The 2332-nt window shown below is 37.3% G+C and carries 1 protein-coding gene; it reads right to left on the reverse strand.

The annotated features are described in order from the left end of the window. Nucleotides 1-355: 355 nt before the first annotated feature. Nucleotides 356-2311, reverse strand: a complete 1956-nt coding sequence (locus D7V20_RS18875; protein ID WP_120385373.1) for an alkyl/aryl-sulfatase — start codon at nucleotides 2309-2311, stop codon at nucleotides 356-358. Nucleotides 2312-2332: the final 21 nt, after the last annotated feature.

A 2332-nucleotide genomic window follows, 5' to 3' on the forward strand; every position in this document is an offset into this window, starting at 1 on the left:
TTTGCCTTTTTGTCACCTGAGTAGAAGCGACTTGAGATTGTGATGACATACTTCTCTATTTTCTACACGCAAGAATTTAATTATAGATGAGCCTTATCTAATTCACAATTCAAGCTAATACGAGTTCCCGAATACATCAATGTGGATATAATCCTAGTTCAGTCATACCAAATAATATTTTAGCTGATAAAGAGACTTGTTCTTTTAAATTCTCTAATGAAAATAGACCTACTTAAAATGTCTAAATATTTTTTAATACTGATATAAAAAATGGGAGAACTGAGTCTATAAGTTCTCCCATTTTATTCTGTGCTATTGATCTAAGCCTACACATTTAAGTTTCGTTATTTCCCCCCTAACCATTTGGTCGAGTCACAATTGGGAAAATTGAATCTGGACGTTTAAACATTGTAAAGAATTTTCCAATTTTCAATGGATTGCCTTTGACTTTACTGTCTTTAGAAAGCAGGACTTTTACCCCTTCTATTTGACCTGTAATCATTTTTAGATATAAGGGCTTGGTTACGGTTAATGTTGGGCAATCCGATGCCAAACCATTACTGTCATCATGACGTTTAAACTGCATGACTGAGTTTTCAACCCATAATGAAAAATTCTCTTGGGTATCCGACAAAACCAGATTGATACACTGGTTTTCATTTTTTAAATTTTCCACATCTAAATTTGTCGCCATGGCTTCAAGAAATCTTTCAGTTGGCGTGTGAATCAATAAATCACTCGGATCAGAGGTATTTTGTAGTGGTACATTATTCTGTAACTCTTGAGCGCCCACCAAAAAGAAATTACGCCAAGTCGAAGCCTCAGCAGCATAGCCCAATTGACGATAAGTATTTGCCAATAAGTCTTTCGCTTGTTGGTTTTGAGGGTTATTCAACACAATATGTTTTAAAATCTCGGCAGCCCATCTATAGTCAGCTTGAGCATAGGCATCCTGCGCATTTTTCAATGCATTGTTCTCTCCACCTGCTAACTCAATATATTTTTTTGCAACAGCTTTAGGGGGTAATGGATCTAAATTGGAAGGATGGGCATCGAACCATCCCATATAATATTGGTATACTGCTTTTACATTATGTTTTAGGGTTCCATAATAGCCATGAGCATATAGTTTTTGATCAAGTGCCGCTGGAAGCTTAATTTTTTCGGCAATTTCAGCGCCATTAAAACCAGAGTTCATATATCTCACCGTCTGATCATGCGTGAACTTATAAACATCTCGCTGGGTTTTAATAAAATCTTGAATATTGTCATTGCCCCAGACAGGCCAATGATGCTGTGCAATCAATACATCGGATGCTTTGGCATGCTGCATTGCTTGGTCTAGATAGCCCACCCATTTTAAGGCATCACGGACTTTAGCACCCCGAAGGGTATAAAGATTATGCATGGTATGAGATAGAATTTCTGCGCCGTTATAAAGTTTCAATGATGGGATAGAGAACGTTAATTCTGCTGGTGCTTCTGAACCCGGCACGTTATAAAACACAAAATCCAAGCCATCAACCGTCATTTTCTGTTCTGGTTGAGTGATCAGTTGTGTAGGCTCAAGGATGCCCATTTTTCCCACAGCAACAGCCTTACCTAAACCTGTATCCACCAATCCTTCCGCATTTTTAGGTAGAAAAGTTCCATACATATAAGTCGCACGACGTATCATGGCTGAACCTGCCATCACATTTTCACTGGTCGCTTCTTCCATAAAGCCTTTTGGCGCAATAATTGGAGTTTTTCTAGCGTTAATTTCTTCGCTAGAAAGAACGCCTAATGCACCACCAAAATGATCGATATGGCTATGGGTAAAGATAATGGCTGAAATTTTTTGCTCACCTAAATGCTGTCTAGCAAATTTAAGTGCTGCTTCAGCCGTTTCTTTAGAGGTTAATGTATCCACAATAATCCAGCCAGTATCACCCTGAATGATGGTCATATTTGCCAAATCAAAACCACGAATTTGCCAAACTCGATCTGTTACTTTAAATAGCCCAACATTGTTGTTTAATTTTGCTTGTCGCCATAGAGTGGGATTAACGGTATTTGGTGCTGGATCATTTAAAAAATTAAATGCATCAAAATCCCAGATCACATTGCCTTTCTCACTTTTAATTTGACCGGTTGGCTTAGCAATAAAACCTTTTTGCGCATGATTAAACTCAGTCATATCGTCTAAATTATATTTCGTTTTATACGCATTATTTGATTCAATGACCGCTTTTTCGACTTGCCCATTTGCTGCCAAAACAGAAAATGGCAAAATAAACATCAATGAGACTGTTAAAAATTTAATTTTCATTGTCATTCCTTTTTTCAAAAT

The organism is Acinetobacter rongchengensis (assembly GCF_003611475.1).
In the GTDB taxonomy this organism is placed as follows: domain Bacteria; phylum Pseudomonadota; class Gammaproteobacteria; order Pseudomonadales; family Moraxellaceae; genus Acinetobacter; species Acinetobacter rongchengensis.